Annotated in this window: 8 protein-coding genes; 5 read left to right on the top strand and 3 right to left on the bottom strand. The window is 67.6% G+C overall.

Translation table 11 applies throughout. The features are described from left to right. Window positions 1-43 precede the first annotated feature (43 nt). Complete coding sequence (locus ACWPN8_RS31125; RefSeq protein WP_492243599.1) at window positions 44-1,399, top strand: nucleotide sugar dehydrogenase; 1,356 nt, start codon at window positions 44-46, stop codon at window positions 1,397-1,399. Here the strand turns inward: ACWPN8_RS31125 and ACWPN8_RS31120 are convergent, their stop codons facing one another. The 3 genes from ACWPN8_RS31120 to ACWPN8_RS31110 form a co-directional block, all read right to left on the bottom strand. Further along, the gene (locus ACWPN8_RS31120) at window positions 1,400-3,766 is read right to left on the bottom strand and encodes an HAD family hydrolase (RefSeq protein ID WP_492243598.1); all 2,367 of its coding nucleotides are present in this window, start codon (window positions 3,764-3,766) and stop codon (window positions 1,400-1,402) included. It lies immediately after the preceding gene. A gap of 115 nt (window positions 3,767-3,881) precedes the next feature. Beyond that, on the bottom strand, window positions 3,882-4,373 hold the full coding sequence (locus tag ACWPN8_RS31115) for an RT0821/Lpp0805 family surface protein (protein ID WP_492243597.1): 492 nt from the start codon (window positions 4,371-4,373) through the stop codon (window positions 3,882-3,884). A 217-nt stretch (window positions 4,374-4,590) separates the two neighbouring features. Next, complete coding sequence (locus ACWPN8_RS31110; RefSeq protein WP_492243596.1) at window positions 4,591-5,160, bottom strand: GNAT family N-acetyltransferase; 570 nt, start codon at window positions 5,158-5,160, stop codon at window positions 4,591-4,593. Window positions 5,161-5,581: 421 nt separating this feature from the next. On the opposite strand from ACWPN8_RS31110, the gene ACWPN8_RS31105 reads away from it, so the two are divergent. From ACWPN8_RS31105 to ACWPN8_RS31090, 4 genes are all read left to right on the top strand, one after another. Then, window positions 5,582-6,253 carry a phage tail protein gene (locus ACWPN8_RS31105; protein WP_492243595.1) on the top strand — a complete coding sequence of 224 codons (672 nt, stop codon included), beginning with the start codon at window positions 5,582-5,584 and terminating at the stop codon, window positions 6,251-6,253. Between the two features lie 110 nt (window positions 6,254-6,363). Further along, on the top strand, window positions 6,364-6,684 hold the full coding sequence (locus ACWPN8_RS31100) for a DUF6916 family protein (protein WP_109095380.1): 321 nt from the start codon (window positions 6,364-6,366) through the stop codon (window positions 6,682-6,684). A gap of 77 nt (window positions 6,685-6,761) precedes the next feature. Further along, window positions 6,762-7,448, top strand: a complete 687-nt coding sequence (locus tag ACWPN8_RS31095; protein ID WP_492243594.1) for a phage tail protein — start codon at window positions 6,762-6,764, stop codon at window positions 7,446-7,448. Window positions 7,449-7,980: 532 nt separating this feature from the next. Then, window positions 7,981-19,818 carry an Ig-like domain-containing protein gene (locus ACWPN8_RS31090; RefSeq protein WP_492243593.1) on the top strand — a complete coding sequence of 3,946 codons (11,838 nt, stop codon included), beginning with the start codon at window positions 7,981-7,983 and terminating at the stop codon, window positions 19,816-19,818. Window positions 19,819-19,922: the final 104 nt, after the last annotated feature.

Raw genomic sequence — 19,922 nt, 5'->3', positions numbered from 1 at the left:
GTGCCAGCGGGCATGATCGGGACCTATCCTCGGACAACGCCACATGAGCATGATGACGCCACAGCATTCCCTTCCCGATCCGGCCTTGCTGACCGAACGTTTCGAGGCTCGCCGGGGAACCGTCGCCGTCATCGGGCTGGGCTATGTCGGACTGCCGCTTCTCCTGGCTTTCGGGCAGGCCGGCTTCAATGTCATCGGCTATGACATCGCTCCGGAGAAGGCGGAGCGACTGATGCGCGGCGACTGCTACATCCAGCACATCGATTCCACCCCGCTGCGCTCACTCTTGGATTCCGGCAGGCTGAAGGCCACCGCCAGAATGGCGGATCTGGCCGGCGCCGACGCCGCCATCATCTGCGTGCCTACCCCGCTGACGGCACAGCGCGAACCCGATCTCAGCTATATCGAGAAGACCGCGGCGGCCCTGGAGCCCTATCTGAAGCCGGGCCAGTTGGTGGTGCTGGAATCCACCACCTGGCCTGGGACGACGATGGAGGTGATGCGCCCGATTCTGGAGCGGGGCGGTCTGGTCGCCGGGCGCGATGTCTTCCTCGCCTATTCGCCGGAGCGCGAGGATCCGGGCAATGCCCGCTATTCCACCCGCACCATTCCCAAGGTCGTCGGCGGCGACGGCGAGATGGCAACCGCCATGGCTGCCGCCCTGTACCGCCAGGCCATCGGCGAGGTGGTGCCGGTCAGCAGCACTCAGGTGGCGGAGGCGGTCAAATTGACGGAAAATATCTTCCGTTCCGTTAACATCGCCTTGGTCAATGAGCTAAAGGTCGTTTATTCCCGCATGGGCATCGATGTCTGGGAAGTCATCAACGCCGCCAAGACTAAGCCCTTTGGCTACATGCCTTTCTATCCTGGCCCAGGTCTGGGCGGCCACTGCATCCCGATCGACCCCTTCTACCTGACCTGGAAGGCCCGGGAATTCAACGTCAACACCCGCTTCATCGAACTGGCGGGAGAGATCAACTCCCAAATGCCGGGCTATGTGGTGGGGGTGCTGCAGAACGCTCTGAACGATCATGCTGGCGTGGCGCTCAGGGGTAGCCGGGTCCTGCTGCTCGGCATGGCCTACAAGAAGAATGTCGACGATGTGCGCGAAAGCCCAGCCTTCGCCCTGCTGTCCCTGATAGAAGAGCGCGGAGCGGTCGTCAACTATCATGACCCGCATGTGCCGGAGATCCCGCCCACCCGCGAGCATGCCCAGTATTCCGGGCGCCGCAGCGTTGCCCTGACCGCAGAGGCCCTGGCTGGCTATGGGGCGGTGCTGATCTGCACCGACCATGACGCCGTCGACTACGGGCTGCTGGAAGGCTATGCGGGGCTGATTGTCGACACCCGCAACGTGATGGCCGGCCGGCACGCCCGGGGGACCATCATCTCCGCCTAATCAGCCCCGCTCCAAGTCTGGCCGGCCCAAGGCGATCAGGCAGGGCGGCGGCAATCCGCCAGCCGCTGCCTGATCGCGCATCAGTCCCGCCAGCCGGTCGGCATAGCCCAGCGTCACCAGCACCAGAGGTAGGTTCAGACTAGCCATCTCGCCCATGTCCCGCACCGCCACCCCATGGAACAGGCGTGGCGGGACGAGATGGCCCATCAGGTCGGCATAGGCCGCCGGCTCCAGCCCGGCCTCGCGGGCGTAGCGGATGAAGTCCGGTCCCATCCCGCCGTCGCCGCCCACGGCCAAGATGCCGAAGCGTCCGTCCGTCCATCCCCGCAACCGCTCCACCAGCCCACGGCAAACCGGGCCATGTCCGCTCTCCAACCCCAGCCTGTCGGCCGGCTGGTGGAAGATCCCGGGAACCAGGCGGGTCAACGCGCCCTGCGGCCAGGGGGCGAGAGCCGGCCGCACCCCCAACGCCAGGGCCAGGACCGGCCCCTCCCCCATTTCTGCCAACGGCTGCACGGTTGCCAGGGCCGTGGCGTCGCAGAGGACGCGCTCCCCCTCCGTTCCGTCATTCTGGTCATAGGCAAGGCCGCCCAGGATGTCAGCCTCCTGCGCAGTTGGCCGCAGCAGTGCCGCGGCGAGAGGCAGGAGGGCCTGTACACCCGTCACCGCCATTTCTCTCCGCGCCGGATAGACGGCGGTCATCAGGCCGGCATAGCGGCGAATGCCCTGCTGCAGCAGAGCCAAAAGCTGCCGCTCCTCCCCAGCCGCTGGAGGTTGGGCCAAAAGCGGAACCACCCGTCCATCGGCATCCCGCCGATGACCCAATGTCGTGCCGTCCAGCCCGGTCAGCACCCGTTCCAGGATTTGCGGACTGCGATAGAGCACACGGCCCAGGACCATCCCCGTCCTGTCCTGTCCTGCAAAAATCTGGACTCTGATGCCGTCGGCAAGGGCGGCGACGATGTCGGCAACCGCATAGGCCAGGAAGATGCGGCAGCGCCGCCGCCCCTCCGGCAGCAGCCGGGCCACCGCGGCGGGCGTGCTGCCGCGCGCGCCGAGATCGACCAGCGCCACCGGCTCTTCCCGCCCCAGAACCTGCGCCAGATAGTCGAGCAGCCGCTCACGCGCCTCCTCCGCCAGACGTGCGGCGCGGAAACGCAGCTCCGGATCATCGAACAGGGTCAGCACCCGGTCAACGGCACTCCCTCCATCCGTCGCCGGCTTGGCCAGAAGTTCTTCCAGCGTCAGTCCGGCGAGGTCCAGCAAAGCTGCCGACACCGTCCCACCCGCTTGGACCAGCAGCCCGTCCCAGGGCAGATGCGGCCTTTCCCCCAGGATGCGGCGGGCCGCAGCGGCGTCCAACCCTGCCAACTCCAGCGGCATCAGCGCCTGACGGGACAGGTGGAGCGCCACCACCTCCATGGCATAGCCGCGATGGGCGATCCAGTCGCGCATCAGCGGAGCGAACAGCGCCGCCTCGCGCATCAGCGGGGCGATGCGGCGGATGTTCTGGCGCCGGCATTCCTCGACCACCCAACAGCAATATTCCGCCACCGCCGGTCCCAACACCAGGGCGCCGAACTCCAGCGGGAAGGCCTCGTCCTCCCCGTCCTCCCGTCCAGCCAGTGCGGCCAGCCGTCGGGGCGGGGGGGATGCCTCACCCGCCAGCCCCATTACGCCGCGCTCGCGCTCACGCAAGCGCGTCAGTCCTGGTCCCGGCACGTAATGGATCGCCTCAAGCCCGGCAGCGCGCGCCATGGCGACGTCGCCCAACGGATCATCCCCGATATGGATGATGCGTCCGGGAGGGATCCCGGGATGGGTGGCCAGCAGCAACCGGAACAGACCGCCGTCCCGTTTCGAGCAGCCCTCGGCACCGGAGACATGAAGGTGGCCATAAAGCTCCGACCCGATCCCGACTCCCGTCAGCAGCCGCGCCAGATCGGCAGGTGCCAGATACATGTCAGACAGCAGGACCACCGGGACCCCGGCTGCCGACAGGTCTTGCAGCACGGTCAGCAGCAGAGGATTGGCGAAGATGCATTCGGCCTCCACCTCCAGTTCCAGGGCGGCCAGCATCGCCGGATCGGCCGTTTTGGACAGGAGGTGGCGAAGTTCGGCATGTATGGCGGCGAGCCCCACCTCTGCGCTTGCGCCCCTGGTCCTTGCCCGGCGCTCCGCTTCCTCGCGTGCCAGACGGAACAGCACGGGCGTCAATCCGGGATCGATCAGCCCTGCGGCGCGCGCCCGCTCTCCCACCACCTCGAACAGGTCGCCAGGCTGCTCCAACCGGCGCAGCAGGAGGGTGTCGAAGACGTCGAACGACACCAGCAGAGGCTGGCGGTCGAGAATGGTGGACAGGTTCATAGGAGCTGGCCGGGATCGTTAGACAGAGGGAGCGACGGGAAGCGCCGCCCATCTTCCTTCGTCAAGCGGAGGTCGGCAAGCGGACGCAGAAAAGCCGTTGCTCCCTCCTGCTCCCCTACCCCACGATCTTCCACGACCCGTCCGCCTGGCGGCAGGCGGTGCCGAAGGCCTGTTCGGTGCGGCCGCCGACGACGATGGTCTGCTGGAACTCGCGGCAATAGGAGCCGGACCCGTCATAGCCGTCGCGAACCGGCACGACGGTGCCCTGGTTGCCGGACTGCGGGTTGTTCCAGCTGATCCGCTGGCCGATGGGCGCGCTGTAGGCCTGATAGGCGGCGCGGTCTGCATATTGCTGGTCGGCGTGGTCGAGCGAAGCGCCGATCTCGCGGCCGGCGAAGGCGCCCAAGAGCGTGCCGATGCCGACCGCCACCAGCTTGCCCGAACCGCCGCCGAAGCGCGACCCGATCAGGCCGCCGGCGACGGCGCCGCCGACGGTGCCGACCCCCTCCTTGGTCCCCATCGAGCCGGTCTGGCAGCCGGCCAGTGCGGTGGACAGCGCAAGCACAGCGACGGCAGCGATACGGGTGGGGCGGATGTGGGCACGCATCGGAGGCTCTCTTTTCCGAGGATTGTTCCCCGATCATAGCGCAAGCGCTGCCGTTTGTGCAGACGTCCTTGGCGGAACGCCTGCCACCAGGGCACAGCGGCGTTCCAGGTCGACCTCATCAATTCCACCCAGCTTGCGGAGCCATGGAGCGAGGGGGTGCGTTCAACCTCCGCGACATCGGTCCGCCCGGCCGTCACTGCCGACCGTCGGGGTCAGGTCAGGAGGCTCCGCCCTGCCGCATCTGGGCGGGCAGGATCTGCGGCGGCAGGTGCTGAATACCGGGATGGCCCGGCGGAAGCCAGATCAGTTCCAGCGACGGAGACGTCTTCGCCAGGAGATCGAAGCCAAGCCGGTGGTAGAACCAGTGGACGCGCGTATCCACCTCGGCCACCGACAGGGTGATCGGAATGCGCATCTGCGCCGCAGTTCCCTGAAAGCTGCGCAGCAGATCGGTACCGATGCCCTTGCCGCGCGCCAGACGATGGATCTCCACCTCCGACACCCGCCAGTCGTAGCGGCCGAGATCCATGACGATCCGTCCCACCGGCTGTCCCGTCTTCTCGACGACGAAGTCGAGATGTTCCGGATAGCGGGTTTCCTGCCCCATGCGCCGCGCGCTGTACTGCTGTTCGTAGAGCGTCCGGATGAAGTCGCGGTCGTGGTGCGCCTTGCCCAGCCAGGGGCGCGCGTCCATGAACAGGCCCAGCAGGAAGTCATCGTCCGACGGGCGCGGGAAACGCACCGTCAGCCCGCCGAGCAGAGGCAGCGACCCATTCAGAACGGCCATCGGCCACACCCCTCCCGGTAGCATATGCGAGGGTTCTGCATAGCCGATGACGCGCATCCAACGCAAGAATCGCCACCCGGTCCATCGGCGCGCCATGCGGGTCGACGGAGGCAACGGCCGCTCTGCGCAATGATTCCCGCGCTGCCGGACAGACAAACGGACGGCCCCCCCAGCGGGACGCCCCGGATAGCTCACCGGATAGCACCGCGGCCCATTATACATATCAAAGTATGCAATCAGGGCGAGATCATCAAAAATTTTTGTGAAGAAAAGTAACTTTTTGTATCGGCCATTGCCACCCCATCAACCTGATAAGAGAGTGTGTCTGCATGCTTTTATCGCATTCGACGTGGTGACGCGTCCTCGAAGGGATGCCGCTCACAGCTCGTCGCAACGGGTTTCATATTCAGGAGGTTTCGCCATGGAAGTTTACCTCGGTCTGGTTTTCCCGTTCACCGGAGCCTACGCTCCGCAATACACGGCGCAGTGCTTGGGCCAGCAGATGCAGGTCGGTCAGAATCAGGCCCTGTTCGCGATCACCGGCGCGATGTATGGCGGCAACGGCACGACCAACTTCAACCTTCCGGACCTGCGCGGCCGCGTGATGGTCGGCTCGGGCACCAGCCCCTATCTCAACAACCAGACGCTCAATCCAGGGAACTTCGGCGGCGTCGCGAACAACACGCTCACCCAGCAGAACCTGCCGGCACACACACACGCCGCGACCTTCACTCCGGTCGGCAGCAGCACCAGCGCGACCGTCACCGCCGCCGCAGCCATCCCGCTGAGCACCGTCGTCGGCGGCAGCAACATCCCGGCAAGCGGCAGCAACTATCTGGGCGCCTTTCAAATCAACGACCCCAACGGCTCCGGCATCACCATGGAGGGCCCCTACAGCTCCGGCACCGCGCCGAACGGCTCCGCCCTGGTCGGTTCGGCCACCGGCACCGTTACGATGGGCGGACTGACTGGCACGGTCAGCATCGCGGCGGGCGGCGGCGTCACCAACCCGTCTCCGGTGAACAACATGCAGCCCTATCTGGCACTGACCATGCTGATCGTCACCAGCGGCATCTTCCCGATGCGCGACTGATCCGGACGTCTTCCCCGATCGTCGAACACCGGATGGACGGACGCGGCGCGTTGGCTCCGCATGACCGGAACGACAGCCGTGATTTCAGAACTTGAGCCCGGACCTTTGAGATGACCATCGACATTGCCACCATCTCTCACGAGATGTTCGCCCCGCATCTCGGCCAGACGTTCCGCTTCCTGGCCCCGGAAGACGGGTCCGTGATCATGGACGTCGAGCTGACGAAGCTGACGGTTCGTCCGGAATGCACGCCGCGCTGGGCGAAACGCACGTCCTTTTCGGCTCTGTTCGAAACCTACGGCCCCAGCCAGCTGTGGAACGGCAATTTCCAGATCGACCATCCGACGATGGGACCGCTGGGGCCATTCTACATCGTGCGCGTCATTCCGCGCGACCCCGAGCGGGGCTGCTTCGAGCTGATCCTGAACTGAGCCCCGGCAGCCAGGCGCCTTCGCACGACACCGCGCACCGTCCGTCCCAGCGCATCGTTTCCACCGGAGATTTCGCCATGGATTTCTACATAGGATCCGTCTTTCCATTCGCCGGCAATTTCGCCCCCGTGAACACGCAGCAATGCCTGGGGCAGGCGGTGAACTCCGCTCAATACCAGGCCCTGTGGGCGATCACGGCCGGGGCCTTCGGCAGCGCATCGAACAACTCGACGTTCAATCTGCCGGACCTGCGCGGCCGCGTGATGGTGGGGCCGGGCACCAGCCCCTACACCAGCAGCACGATCAACACCGGCAATGCGGGCGGCTCGCAGTTCACGGGGATCATCGGAAACAACCTGCCGGCGCACACCCACGGCGCCACCTTCCAGGGCGGCAGCGCGGGCGGCACCGTTCCGTTCAACGCGACAGTCACCGTGCCGCTGAACCCCGCGGTCGGCACCAGCAACATCCCGTCCTCCATTCCTGCCGTGCTGGGCGGACCGTTCATCGACCCGAGCACCGACGTGACCGTCGACGGACCGTACATCCACGCCGCCAACCTGCCGACGCCACCCACTGGAAGCTCGCTGATGGGGGCGCTCTCCACGCAGGCTATGGTCAGCGGAGGCCCCACGGGCGCCACCGTGCAGGTGAGCCCGGGAGGAGGCGTCGTGTCCACCCCGGTCCCGCTCAACAACCTGCAACCCTACCAGTCGCTGTTCTTCTTCATCTTCATGCTGGGCTATTTCCCGTCGCGTGATTGATACGGAGCGCCCCGGCTCCGTCCGGTGGACCGGGGCGCTTCTCCCATGCGGCGTCCCGATCCCTACCGTACAATTGGGGGCCTCTCTCGGAATAAATCATTGATATCAAATCATTTTTCCACGCGGTTTTCATCCGGCCGGAATGGCGGAAATCGGGATTTCCAATCCAAATCCGGTTTTGCCGCTGTGACTGCAAGTGCCTGATGCAGCACGGAAAAGACCCTGAGCCAGACCCCGACCAATGATGGGCCGACGCGATTATGACAAAATTGTCATATGTATAGGACTTAAAACCATTTGTCTCTTGATGAAACAACTTTACACAACATGCGTGCAGATATCCAAAAAATGTCCGGATGACAGCTTCAATTTGGATTTTCAAGCTATTGCTATGCGCCAGATAAAGGGTATTTTTACCCACTTTGCACACTCATAGATAATCGATTTCGGCATGGGACCGGGCGGTCTAGCGGTGGGGGATACTATGCGGATTTGGAATGCGAAGGGCGTTGGCGGGAAGAAGGGTTCCGGCATGGCGCGCAAACCGACCCCATCGTTTGCCATGGCGCTGGAGCCGCGCTTCATGTTCGACGCCGCCGGTGCGGCGACGGCGGCAGAGCAGCATGTCCAGCCTGACCAACCGACGCCTGACAGCCAGCCGCATGCCACCGACGCCTTGCAACCCGATGCCGCGGCGACGCCACAGGCACCGGATGCGCCGGCGGCCGACAGGGCGTCTTTCCCCGCTTCAGGCTTGCCCTCGGACGCGCAGCCGCAGAACGAGCAAAGCTACCGGTCGGTGGTGTTCGTCGATACGTCGGTGCCCGACTACCAGACGCTGATCAAGGACATCGCCCCCGATGCCAAGGTCGTCCTGCTCGATCCCCAGAAGGAAGCGCTGGGCCAGATGGCGGACGCCCTGTCCGGGATGTCCGGCCTGGATTCGGTCCAGGTCGTCAGTCACGGCAACGAAGGCCATCTTTATATCTCCGGCCGCTCCTATTGGGCGGACGGCTTGGCGAACCGTGGGCAGGATCTCCAGGCGATCGGCGCCGCGCTGAAGCCCGGCGGCGACATTCTTTTCTATGCCTGCAACGTCGGCGCCGGACAGGCGGGGCAGGAGTTCGTTCAGACGGTCCATCGGCTCACCGGCGCCGACGTGGCGGTGTCCAACGACGAGACCGGCAACGCCGCCGGGCAGAACTGGACGCTGGAGGTGCAGAGCGGAGCCATCGAGGCGACGAATCCCTTCGCCCGCTCCTCCATGGACAGCTTCGCCGGGCGCCTGACAACCGTCGTCGTCACCACGGCGACTGGAACGGGGGCCGGGACGCTGAACAACGCGATCGTGAACGCGGCCGCCGGGGACGTGATCGAGTTCAGCTCGACGCTGACGTCCGGCACGGTTTCCCTGGGCAACACGACGGCCCTCGTGGCGGCGGCGGCTCAGGACTTCACGATCAACGGCGACGTGGATGGCGACGGTATCGCCGATATCACGATCTCCGGCGACAATGGTGACAATACAACAACGTCGAGTGACTACCGGGGCATCTCCTTCAACGCGACAGGCAAGACGCTGACGGTCAAGAATTTGGTCTTCGAGCGATTTTACACCTCGCTTGGTAACCAGGGCCTTCTGACGTTGCAGAACGGGTCTCTCGTAGTGGATGGCGTGACCTTCAAAAATAATTTGAGCAACATCATCGCCACAGCAAATACAGCGACAGATTTGACGGTCAAAAATTCCGTATTTCGTGAGAATTCGAGCGTTGTGGTCGGGACCGCTGCTTTCTCGACGATCAAGTCATTGGTGACAGGAACGACCACGATCGAAAACAGCCTCTTTGTCGACAACACATACCTGATGAATGCTGGCGCAGCCTCGGTCTCTTATCCGGGTGGCGTCATCATGGTGCAAAGCACCACGTCGGCCTTTACGGCCAATATCCGGAACGTCACCATTGCCAACAACAGCTACATCAACAACGATACCGCGGCTGCCGCCATCCAGACCGCGGCGATCGGCACCTATTACGGCGGATCGACGGGCACGGCCACGGTCAATGTCTACAACACGATCATTGCCGGAAACTCGGGAAAACTTGGCACAACGAACTTCTCCGACCCGAACGCAATCATTTACAACAGCGGCAAGGTCACCCTCAACACAGGAAGCAATTACCAGGGCGCCATAACCGGCAACGCGATCTTCGTCGACTCCACCAACGCCACCAAGAGCCTGCGCGACTATCGTCCGGCCTCGACCGCGACGACCTTCCTCAACGCCGGCGACAGCAGCAACACGAACCGCTACGGCGGCAGCTACGACATCCGCGGCATCGACCGCATCCGCGACGGCGCCCTCGACCTCGGCGCCTATGAGGTGCATTGGAACGCGGGCGAGCCGTCGGTCGACCTGAACGGGGCGGGCACCGGTACCGGGGAGTCCGTCACCACCTCCACGCCCTCCTCCGGTGTGCTGATCGCTCCCAATGCCGCCCTGACCCAGACGGACAGCGACACGCGCCTGCTCGGCGCCACCATCACCCTATCCGGCACGTCGGACGGCGCGGCGGAAGTCCTGAGCATGCTTACGGCATCCGTGGCGACGGCCAAGACCTACGGAATCAGTGTTTCCGGCAACGACTCGTCGACGATCACCCTGCGGGGCGCCGCCAGCGTGGCGGGGTATCAGGCGGTGATCCAGCTGATCCAGTACAAGAACACCGCCGGCAGCGCCACCGCGGGCACCCGCACCGCGACGATCACCGTCAACGACGGCGAAACGACCAGCACCGCGCGGACCAGCCAGATCACCGTCGGCGGCGGCGGCTCCTCCAACGGCCCACCGGTGAACAGCGTGGTGCCGGGCGTGACGGGCACGGCGACGGTGGGCAACGCCCTGACCGGGGGAACAGGCAACTGGAGCGACCCGGACGGCGACACGCTGAGCTACAGCTATCAATGGTACCGGGCCGACGACAACAGCGGCACCAACCTGACCCTGATCAGCGGAGCGACCAGCGCCAGCTACACGCTGACGACGTCCGACGCGCACAAATATCTGCGGGTGGCGGTGGTCGCCAACGACGGCAACTCCAACACGACGACCGCCTATTCGGCCTACACCGCCATCACCAACAGCGCGCCGGTGAACAGCGTGGTGCCGAGCGTGTCGGGCACGGCGACGGTCGGCAACGCATTGAGCACCACCAACGGCACTTGGAGCGATGCCGACGGCGATGGCCGGACCTACAGCTACCAATGGTACCGGGCAGACGACAACAGCGGCACCAACCTGACCGCGATCAGCGGTGCGACCAGCGCCAGCTACACACTGACGACGTCCGATGCCCACAAGTATCTGCGCGTGGTGGTCACCGCCAACGATGGACAGGGCGGCACCCAGACGGCGACCGCTGCCTACACCGCCATCACCAACAGCGCGCCGGTGAACAGCGTGGTGCCGAGCGTGTCGGGCACGGCGACGGTCGGCAACGCGTTGAGCACCACCAACGGCACTTGGAGCGATGCCGACGGCGATGGCCGGACCTACAGCTACCAATGGTACCGGGCCGACGACAACAGCGGCACCAACCTGACCGCGATCAGCGGCGCGACGAGTTCCAGCTACACGCTGACCAGCTCAGACGGCCACAAGTACCTGCGCGTGGTGGTGACCGCCAACGACGGACAGGGCGGCACCCAGACGGCCACGTCGGTCTACTCGTCGCAGGTTGCGGCAGCGGGCAACGGCCCACCGGTAAACAGCGTGGCGCCGGGCGTGACGGGCACGGCGACGGTGGGCAACGCCCTGACCGGGGGAACAGGCAACTGGAGCGACCCGGACGGCGACACGCTGAGCTACAGCTATCAATGGTACCGGGCCGACGACAACAGCGGCACCAACCTGACCCTGATCAGCGGAGCGACCAGCGCCAGCTACACGCTGACGACGTCCGACGCGCACAAATATCTGCGGGTGGCGGTGGTCGCCAACGACGGCAACTCCAACACGACGACCGCCTATTCGGCCTACACCGCCATCACCAACAGCGCGCCGGTGAACAGCGTGGTGCCGAGCGTGTCGGGCACGGCGACGGTCGGCAACGCATTGAGCACCACCAACGGCACTTGGAGCGATGCCGACGGCGATGGCCGGACCTACAGTTACCAATGGTACCGGGCAGACGACAACAGCGGCACCAACCTGACCGCGATCAGCGGTGCGACCAGCGCCAGCTACACACTGACCACGTCCGATGCCCACAAGTATCTGCGCGTGGTGGTCACCGCCAACGATGGACAGGGCGGCACCCAGACGGCGACCGCTGCCTACACCGCCATCACCAACAGCGCGCCGGTGAACAGCGTGGTGCCGAGCGTGTCGGGCACGGCGACGGTCGGCAACGCATTGAGCACCACCAACGGCACTTGGAGCGATGCCGACGGCGATGGCCGGACCTACAGCTACCAATGGTACCGGGCCGACGACAACAGCGGCACCAACCTGACCGCGATCAGCGGTGCGACCAGCGCCAGCTACACACTGACGACGTCCGATGCCCACAAGTATCTGCGCGTGGTGGTCACCGCCAACGATGGACAGGGCGGCACCCAGACGGCGACCGCTGCCTACACCGCCATCACCAACAGCGCGCCGGTGAACAGCGTGGTGCCGAGCGTGTCGGGCACGGCGACGGTCGGCAACGCGTTGAGCACCACCAACGGCACTTGGAGCGATGCCGACGGCGATGGCCGGACCTACAGCTACCAATGGTACCGGGCCGACGACAACAGCGGCACCAACCTGACCGCGATCAGCGGTGCGACCAGCGCCAGCTACACACTGACCACGTCCGATGCCCACAAGTATCTGCGCGTGGTGGTCACCGCCAACGATGGACAGGGCGGCACCCAGACGGCGACCGCTGCCTACACCGCCATCACCAACAGCGCGCCGGTGAACAGCGTGGTGCCGAGCGTGTCGGGCACGGCGACGGTGGGCAACGCGTTGAGCACCACCAACGGCACCTGGAGCGATGCCGACGGCGATGGCCGGACCTACAGTTACCAATGGTACCGGGCCGACGACAACAGCGGCACCAACCTGACCGCGATCAGCGGCGCGACGAGTTCCAGCTACACGCTGAGCAGTTCGGACGGCCACAAGTACCTGCGCGTGGTGGTGACCGCCAACGATGGACAGGGCGGCACCCAGACGGCGACCTCGGCCTACACCGCCATCACCAACAGCGCACCGGTCTTCACCTCGTCCACCAGCGCCAGCCTGAGCATCTATGACGGAACCAATGCCGCGGTGATCACCGCGGCGGCAAGCGATGCGGAGAACGACACCCGCAGCTACAGCCTGGTCAGCGTCAACAGCGTCTCCAGCGGCGGTGATTTCGCGAAATTCGCTATCGACGGGTCCACCGGCGCGCTGACCGCGGTCAACGCCGCCAACCTGACGGCCGGCAGCTACACGGTCGTGGTCCGTGCGGATGACGGCCATGGCGGCACCACCGACCAGACCGTCACCGTCACCGTCGCCGGGGATCTGGTGGTGACGGTCAACGCCATAGATTCCAGCGCCCCCACCGGCACCTATTCGTCGGACGTGGCGGATGGCGGCGGTCTCGACCTGTACGAGGCCCTGGCCATCGCCAACAACCAGTCCGGACCGATCACCATCCGGTTTGCCTCCAGCCTGTCCGGCACCATCACGCTGGGCGGCACCTACACGGTGCGCGACGGCGTCACCCTGGCGATGGATAGCAGCGGCAACAGCCGCTCGCTGACCATCACCGGCAACGGCTTTACGCTGGGCAGCGGTCTGGGCATCAGCGTCGCCACGGGCGACATGCTGACGATCAACTCCACCCTGGCCGACGACGGCACCGTCACCTCGGCCCTGAGCAAGAGCGGGGACGGCAGGCTGGTGCTGGGCGGCACCAACAACACGACGTCCGGCGGCACCTCGGGCACCGGGCTGAACACCATCAGCGTCACGGCGGGCACCCTGGGGATCGGCTCCGACAGCAATCTGGGAACCGGCACGGTCACGCTGAACGGCGGCACGCTGCTGCTCAGCAACCTCGGCGGCGGCACGGTGGACAACGACATCGCGCTGGGGTCGTCGAACGGCACGGTCAATGTCGCCAGCTCGGCCGCCATCCTGTCGGGCGCCATCACCGGCAGCGGGTCGCTGGCCAAGACCGGCGGCCAGCTGCTGACGCTGAGCGGGAGCAACAGCTATTCGGGCGGCACCACGGTCAGCGGGGCGAACGGCCTTTCGGTGACCGGTTCGGACAATCTGGGCAGCGGCGCCGTCACCTTGAACACGACGCTGAAGATCACCGGCGCCAGCACCACGGTCACCAACGCCATCGTCATCAACAACGATGCGGCGATCATCTCCAACGCGAGCGCGGTGACGCTGTCGGGGGTGATCTCCGGCACGAACGCCGTCGAGAAACAGGGGGCCGGCGCCCTGACGCTCGGCGGCACCAACACCCATACCGGCAACTGGGCGATCTCGGCCGGCACGCTGATCGCCTCGGGCGGGTCGGCGATCGGCGATTCCAGCTCCGTCACCCTCAGCGGCTCCGGCGTGTTCCGGGTCAGCGCCAGCGAGACGGTCGGCGCGCTGACCGGCAACAGCAGCGCCTCCACCGACGTCACCATCGACAACGGCATGGTCCTGACTGCCACCTATGGCAGCAACGCCACCATGGCGGGCGTGATCGGCGGACTGGGCGGCTTCACCAAGGCGGGCAGCGGCACGCTGACCCTGTCCGGGGCCAACAGCTACAGCGGCGCGACCACCCTGTCGGGCGGCGGGCTGACGGTGTCGGGCGGGTCGGCGATCGGCGACAGCAGCGCGGTGTCCGTCGCCACCGGCACCACCCTGACCCTGTCGAGCGACGAGACCATCGGTTCGCTGAGCGGATCCGGCACGGTGGCGATCGGCGCCAACACCCTGACCACCGGGGTGAACAACAGCTCGACCACCTTCTCCGGCACCCTGACCGGCAGCGGTGCCTTCAGTCTCGACGGCAGCGGCACGATGACGCTGTCGGGCTCCAACAGCGGCGGCTTCAGCGGAGAGATGAGGGTGCGGAGCGGCGGCACGCTGAGCGTGGCCGGCGACGACAACCTGGGCGCCGGCACGGTGACGCTGAACGGCGGCACGCTGACGGTGACCGGGGCTGGCACCATCGACAACGCCTTCGACACCGGGGTCAACGGTGCCACCATCGACACCGGCGTCGCCGTGACGCTGTCTGGCGCCATCGGCGGCAACGACGGACTGACCAAGACGGGCAGCGGCACGCTGACCCTGTCGGGCACCAGCAGCTACGCCGGACCGACCACCGTGTCGGTGGGCACCCTGCTGGTGACCGGGGCGCTCGGCGGCACCAGCGCCGTCTCGGTGGCGTCGGGGGCGACGCTGGGAGGCACCGGCTCGATCTTCGCCGCCAGCTCGTCCAACACGCTGACGGTCGCGTCCGGCGCCACCCTGGCGCCCGGTATCGCCGGGACCAACAACGGCGTCGGCAGCCTGACCGTCAACGGCAACCTGTCGCTGAGCGGCACCCTGGCGGTCGAGATCGCCGGCACCACCACCGCCGGCACCGACTACGACCAGGTGATCGTCAGCGGCGGCGTCACGCTGTCCAGCGGCTCCAGCGCCATCACCGTCACCCGCGTCAACGGCTTCGCCGCGACCAACGCCAGCTACAGGGTGATCGACCAGACCGGCGCCGGCACGCTGTCCAACACGCTGTCGGGGTTGGCGCAGGGCGCCACCATGACCAGCAACGGCGACCTCTATACGGTCGACTATGCCGGCGGCACCGGCAACGACCTGGTGCTGAACGGCATCGTCAACCCGACCGTCTCGTCGGTCAGCGCCAGCACCGCCGACGGCAGCTACAAGGCCGGCGACACCATCTCGATCACCATCACCTTCAACCGGGCGGTGACGGTGACCGGCACGCCGACCCTGGCGCTCGGCACCGGGCGGACGGCCACCTATTCCAGCGGGTCGGGCGGCACGACCCTGACCTTCACCTACACGGTGCAGGCCGGCGATACGTCGGCCGACCTCGACTGCGCCTCCACCGCTGCGCTGACGCTGAACGGCGGCACGATCGCCGACAGCTCCACCAGCCTGGCGGCCATCCTCACCCTGGCGGCGCCGGGGGCGGCGAACTCGCTGGGCGCCAACAAGGCGATCATCGTCGACACCACGGCGCCGGGCGCGCCGACCGCCCCGGACATGACGGCGGGCACCGACAGCGGCGGCTCGAGCACCGACAACGTCACCAGCAACACCACGCCGACCTTCACCGGCACGGCGGAGCCCAACAGCACGGTGACGCTGTACGACACCGACGGCACCACGGTGCTGGGCACCGGCACCACCGACGGTTCCGGCAACTATTCGGTCACCGCCACCACGGCGCTGACGCCGGGAACCCACACCCTCACCGTCAAGGCGACGGACGCGGCCGGCAACGTCTCCAGCGTCTCGGGCGGGCTGTCGGTCACCATCGACACCAGCGCGCCGGCGACACCGGGCACGCCGGTCCTGCCGGCGGCGAGCGACACCGGCATCTCCGCCAGCGACGGCATCACCAGGACCACCACCCCGACGATCACCGGCACGGCGGAGCCCAACAGCACGGTGACGCTGTACGACACCGACGGCACCACGGTGCTGGGCACCGGCACGGCGGACGGCTCCGGCAATTATTCGGTCACCGTCGCCACCGCCCTGTCGACCGGGCCGCACACCCTCACCGTCAAGGCGACGGACGCAGCCGGCAACGTCTCCCCCGCCTCGGGCGGGCTGTCGGTGACGGTGGACAGCACGGCGCCGACGGTGACGGGCGTCACCTCCTCCACCGCCGACGGCAGCTACAAGGCCGGCGACACCATCTCGATCCAGGTCAGCCTGTCCGAGACGGTGATCGTCAACGGCACCCCGACCATCACGCTGAGCAACGGGCGGACCGCCACCTACAGCGGCGGCTCGGGGACCGGCACACTGACCTTCACCTACACGGTGCAGGCCGGCGACACCGCCGCCGACCTCGACTACGCCTCCACCGGCGCGCTGGCGCTGAACGGCGGCACGATCACCGACACCGCCGGCAATGACGCGGCGACGACCCTGCCGGCGGTCGGCGGCGGATCGTCGCTGGGCGGCACCAAGAACATCGTCATCGACACCACGGCGCCGACGGTGTCCTCGGTGTCGGTGCCGACCGGCGGCATCTACAAGGCCGGGGATGTGATGGAGTTCACCGTCGCCTTCAACGAGGCGGTGACGGTGACGGGCAGCCCGATCCTGCCGATCACGCTGGACGACGGCACGGTGGTGCAGGCGGCCTACGTGTCGGGGTCGGGCGGCACCAGCCTGACCTTCCGCTACACGGTGCAGGCGGGCTTGAGCGACAGCGACGGCGTCCGCCTGGTCTCCGCCCTGACCGGCGGCACGATCACCGACCTGGCCGGCAACGCCGCGGTGCGGACGCCGGGCAACGTCGCCGATACCGGCGGCGCCCGCATCGACAGCGTCCCTCCCACCGTCACCAACGTCACCTCCAGCACCGACAACGGCACCTACACCACCGGCCAGACCATCTCGATCCAGGTGAGCTTCAGCGAGGCGGTGGCCGTCAGCGGCACGCCGACGCTGGCGCTGAACACCGGCCGCACCGCCGTCTACAGCAGCGGGGCCGGGACCAGCACGCTGACCTTCACCTACACGGTGCAGGCCGGCGACACCGCCGCCGACCTGGATGCCATCGGCACCTCGGCCCTGGCGGGATCGATCACGGACATTGCCGGCAACGCCGGCATCCTGACCCTGACGATGCCGGGTGACGCGCGGTCGCTGGGGCTGAACAAGGACATCGCCATCGACACCACGGCGCCGGCGATCCGCAGCGTCGTCGTGCCCAACGACGGCGTGTACGGCCTCGGCAAGACGCTGAGCTTCTACATCCAGGCCAGCGAGGTGGTGATCGTCAACGGCACCCCGACGATCACGCTGGACATCGGCGGCCAGACCCGCCAGGCGGTCTACACCCCCGCGGGCAGCAGCGGGACGATCCTGCGTTTCGACTATGTGGTGCAGGCGGGCGACAGCGACGCCGACGGCATCGCCGTCACCGGGCTGAACCTCAACGGCGGCGGCATCGCCGACAAGGCCGGCCTCCCGCTGCCCACGGCGCTGACCGGCCTGCCGGGCCTGCAGAACGTCCTGGTCGACACCGTGGCGCCGGACACCCCCCCGGCCCCGGTGCTGGCGCCCGGGCAGGACACCGGCAGCTCCGCCACCGACGGGGTGACCAGCCTCAACCGCCCGACCCTGGGCGGCACGGCGGAAGCCGGGGCCACCGTCACCGTCCTGGTCGACGGCGTGGCGGTCGGCACCACCATCGCCGGCTCCGACGGCAGCTGGAGCTTCACGCCGGCCACCCCGCTGGCCGACGGCACCCATGCCGTCACCAGCCGGGCGACCGACCGGGCCGGCAACAGCAGCGGCACCTCGGCGGCGCTGACGCTGACCATCGATGCCACGGCGCCGGTGCTGTCGACCCCGGCGATCTCCGGTATCGACAATTCGGCCAACGTCATCGCCACCGGCCGTCCGACCCTGACCGGAAGCGCCGATCCGAACAGCACGGTCACGGTCATCGTCGACGGCGTCACCGTCGGCACAGTCACGACTGGCAGCGACGGGCGCTGGAGCTTCGCGGTCACCGCCCCGCTGGCCGATGGCAGCCACAACGTGGTCACCACCGCCACCGACCGCGCCGGCAACATCGGCCGTTCGGGCACGCTGAGCCTGACGGTCGACACCCAGGCCCCGACGGTGTCCGGCGGCTCTGCCCCGACGCTGACCGCCGGCGGCACGGCGACGCTGGGAACCGCGGTGTCGCTGTCGGACGCCAGCTCGCTGAACCGGGTGACGGTCACCCTGACCGACGCCCGCAGCGGCGACGAGCTGGTGATCGGCGCCCTGCCGGCCGGCATCACCGCGACCCGCGACGGCGCCGGCATCGTGCTGACCGGCGTGGCGTCGGCCGCCGACTATCAGGCGGCGGTGCGGGCGATCGGGCTGCGGTCGAGCGCCAGCGACCCGAGCTTCACCGGCACGGCGACCAGCCGGTCGATCAGCATCCAGGCCCGCGACCTCGTCGGCAACAGCTCCACCGCGACCACGGTGACGGTCGCGGTGGCCCGCGTCACCACCACCACCACGACGACCACCCCCACCGTCAACACGACCAACAGCCCGGCGATCACCACGCCGGTCACCGGCAGCGGCAACGGTCCGTCACAGTCCGGCAGCTCGGCGCTCGGTTCCTCGTCGAACGGCCCGTCCTCCAACGGCTCGTCCTCGGGCAGTGTGCTGGGCGGCAGCGTGTTGGGTGGCGGGTCGGGCCCGAGCCTGCCGGGCGGCGGCAGCGCCGGCAGCGCCGGCATCCCCGGCAGTTCGGCCAGCACGGATGCCGGTCGCTCGGTGACGCTGGGCAGTGTCGGCGGCAGCTCCGCCAGCACGGATGCCGGCCGGTCGGTGACGCTGGGCAGCGTCGGCGGCAGCTCCGCCAGCACGGATGCCGGCCGGTCGGTGACGCTCACCAGCATCGGCGGCAGCTCCTCCGGTTCCGGCAGTTCCAGCAGCGGACTGGGGGGAAGCAGCCTCGGTGGCGGGCTGGGCGGCGGTTTGGTTGGCCTCGGTGGCGGCGGTCTTGGTAGCGGTCTGGGCGGCGGCAGCCTGGGCGGCACGGGCCTCGGCGGCACCGGCGGCACGCTCGGAGGGACCGGCACGGGGACCGGAAGCAACACGGGAACCGCCAGCGGCGGCACCACGACCGGCACGGGCGGCACGACGCGCACCGGCACCAACGGCCAGGGCACTCCCGGCCAGACCGGCATCCAGGGCACCGGCCAGAACAACGGTCAGGGTCAGGGTCAGGGCCAGATTCAGGGCCAAGGCCAGGACCGGGGGACCGGCCTCGGCACCGGGCAGGGCCGCGGCCCGACGGCCGGACAGCCGGGGAACCAGGGCCAACAGGGTCAGCAAGGCCAGGGCCAGCAAGGTCAGGGCCAGGGCGAGCAGCAGGGCCAGCCGCAAAACCAGGGCGCTCCCCAGGATGGCGGCGGCACCCCGGCGGACGGCAGCGGCCGGCCGGCGGAGCGCGGAGCGGACACCCGCGCCGAGATCATGCCGGCCTCCCCCGGCTTCGCCCGTCAGGTCGCCCGCGCCCATGGCGGCCCGACCGGCGCCGCCGACCTGCTGGCCGCACTCGCCAGCCACGTCCTGCCCGACAGCCGGGCCGCCTGACGGCGGCCCGGCTCCCCATCCCCACCCATCCTTCTCACCCGGGGTCTTTCCCGCCGTCCTTCTCATTCCCGCGTCGCTTTTCCCTCATCCAATCCTTTTCCGCC

It is taken from the genome of Azospirillum sp. UENF 112521 (assembly GCF_058780665.1).
The sequence above is the reverse complement of the archived record's forward strand: the minus strand, read 5'-3'. Positions and strand labels throughout refer to the sequence as shown.

Bases quoted from the DNA above. Each gene is read 5' to 3' on its own strand.
- ACWPN8_RS31125 (WP_492243599.1), top strand. From the start codon at position 44: ATGAGCATGATGACGCCACAGCATTCCCTTCCCGATCCGGCCTTGCTG.
- ACWPN8_RS31120 (WP_492243598.1), bottom strand. From the start codon at position 3,766: ATGAACCTGTCCACCATTCTCGACCGCCAGCCTCTGCTGGTGTCGTTC.
- ACWPN8_RS31115 (WP_492243597.1), bottom strand. From the start codon at position 4,373: ATGCGTGCCCACATCCGCCCCACCCGTATCGCTGCCGTCGCTGTGCTT.
- ACWPN8_RS31110 (WP_492243596.1), bottom strand. From the start codon at position 5,160: ATGGCCGTTCTGAATGGGTCGCTGCCTCTGCTCGGCGGGCTGACGGTG.
- ACWPN8_RS31105 (WP_492243595.1), top strand. From the start codon at position 5,582: ATGGAAGTTTACCTCGGTCTGGTTTTCCCGTTCACCGGAGCCTACGCT.
- ACWPN8_RS31100 (WP_109095380.1), top strand. From the start codon at position 6,364: ATGACCATCGACATTGCCACCATCTCTCACGAGATGTTCGCCCCGCAT.
- ACWPN8_RS31095 (WP_492243594.1), top strand. From the start codon at position 6,762: ATGGATTTCTACATAGGATCCGTCTTTCCATTCGCCGGCAATTTCGCC.
- ACWPN8_RS31090 (WP_492243593.1), top strand. From the start codon at position 7,981: ATGGCGCGCAAACCGACCCCATCGTTTGCCATGGCGCTGGAGCCGCGC.